The sequence below is a fragment of the Halomonas sp. 3D7M genome (genome assembly GCF_014897885.1).
Lineage (GTDB): Bacteria > Pseudomonadota > Gammaproteobacteria > Pseudomonadales > Halomonadaceae > Vreelandella.
This window is the reverse complement of record NZ_JABUZF010000203.1, coordinates 1,492-3,514: the sequence shown is the minus strand read 5'-3', so window position 1 is coordinate 3,514 and position 2,023 is coordinate 1,492. Positions and strand designations below refer to the sequence as shown.

Here is a 2,023-nt window from a genome sequence, read left to right as displayed (position 1 = left end):
GCCTGGTACCCAGCGTGGGCGGAATTTTGCTGTTTGGCCGCGAGCGCCAATGGCACTTTGAAGATGCCTGGATTCAGTGCGGGCGTTTTCGCGGTAACGATAAGGTCGAGATTTTCGACCAGACAGATATTCACGCGCCGCTACCCCAAGCAGTTGATGACATCGAGCTGTTTCTCAAAAAACATGCCTTCAAGCAGGCAGAGTTTGGCGCCATGCGTCGCCGCGACGTGTGGAGTATCCCGCTGACCATCCTGCGTGAAGCGATTATTAACGCCTTGGTACACAGCGACTACTCCCAACGCGGCAGCCCCATACGCATTGCGTTTTATGACGACCGTATCGAGATTGAAAGCCCAGGACTACTGATGCCCGGCATGACCATTGAAGACATGAAACGCGGCGTCTCCATGATTCGCAACCCAGTGATTGCCCGCGTGTTTCGTGAGCTTGGGCTGATAGAGCAGTGGGGCAGCGGTGTGAAGCGTATTTTCTCGGAAGCCCAAGTCCAAGGGCTGCCTGAACCGCATATTGAAGAAATTGCCAACCGCGTGCGTTTGAGTATTCGGCTGGCAACGCCGGTTTCTATCCAGCAGTCAGCTTCAGTGACCCAGGCTGAGTCAGTGCAGTCAGAGTCACGGCTAGAGTCACGGCTAGAGTCAGCGCTGGCAGCCAGAGTGCTGTTGATACTGCAGCAGGAGCCGCTGGGTAAAGCTGCCATGGCGCGTGAGCTGGGTCACAAGGGCGTTTCCGGTGAGCTCAATAAACAAGTAGGCAATTTACGCCAGCAGCAGCTGATTGAAATGACGCTGCCCGAAAAGCCCAATAGTCGCCTTCAACAATACCGCTTAACCCCTCAAGGCCAGCGCTTTTTGCAAGACACTTTCAAGGATCTAACATGAACACCGCCAACATCAAAAAATACGCCCCCAAGGCCCGCGCCCGCTTTATCGACACCATGACGCGTCAAGCGGCCCGGATGGGCATTAGCCCGGATGGCAAAGGCGGTGTGGTGATTGCCCCCCTAGAGCAAAAGGGCGATGTGTTGGTGATGACTGCCCAGGATGGCCAAACCCACACCGTGCCCGCCCACCTGAAAGGCGCACGGGAAGCGCTGGCCGCGTGGGTGCAGCGCGATGGCTTTACCCAAGCGATAGAGCAGGCCGCGTATAGCTGGTTCAACCGCCTGTGCGCCATTCGCTATATGGAGATTCACGGCTACCTCGACCACGGCCGCCGCGTGCTAAGTGGGGCAGGGGGCGAAGCCGGGCAGTTCCAGATTCTGGAGGAATGTTTAGAGGTAGGCCTGCCAGGGCTGGACACCGCCCGCGTTCGCGAACTTAAGCTCGACGGCACCCAGGATGAAACCCTCTACCGCGAGCTGCTGCTGGCCCAGTGCCACGCCCTGCATGAGGCCATGCCGTTCCTGTTCGAACCGCTGGACGACGCCAGCGAACTGCTGCTGCCCAACAACCTGACCAAAACCGATTCGCTGATTCGCGAGCTGGTCGAGGCGATTCCCGAAGAGGATTGGCAGGATGTAGAAGTGATCGGCTGGCTCTACCAGTTCTACATCAGCGAGAAAAAAGACCAGGTGATCGGTAAGGTGGTGAAAAGCGAAGACATCCCCGCCGCCACTCAGCTGTTCACCCCCAACTGGATCGTTCAATACCTGGTGCAGAACTCGGTAGGCCGCCAGTGGCTGCAAACCTACCCCACATCAAAGCTCAAGGCCGAGATGCCGTACTACATCGAGCCCGCCGAGCAGGAGCCCGAGGTACAGGCCCAGCTGGACGCCATCACCCCGGCCAGCCTCGACCCTGAAACCATCAAGGTGCTCGATCCCGCCTGTGGCTCCGGCCATATTTTGGTGGAAGCCTACAACGTGCTGAAGGCGATCTACGAAGAGCGCGGCTACCGCACCCGCGACATCCCTAAGCTGATTCTGGAAAACAACCTGTTCGGCCTGGATATCGACGACCGCGCCGCCCAGCTGGCGGGCTTTGCGCTGCTGATGAAAGCCCGC

General features: G+C 58.3%; 2 protein-coding genes. Both read left to right on the top strand.

From position 1 onward, the window contains the following. Positions 1-899 (top strand): ATP-binding protein (locus INT22_RS11295; RefSeq protein WP_319022067.1); only part of this gene is annotated, 899 nt, incomplete at its 5' end. Beyond that, positions 896-2,023 (top strand): BREX-1 system adenine-specific DNA-methyltransferase PglX (gene pglX, locus INT22_RS20825; protein ID WP_226912637.1); only part of this gene is annotated, 1,128 nt, incomplete at its 3' end. The genes INT22_RS11295 and pglX, both read left to right, overlap by 4 nt.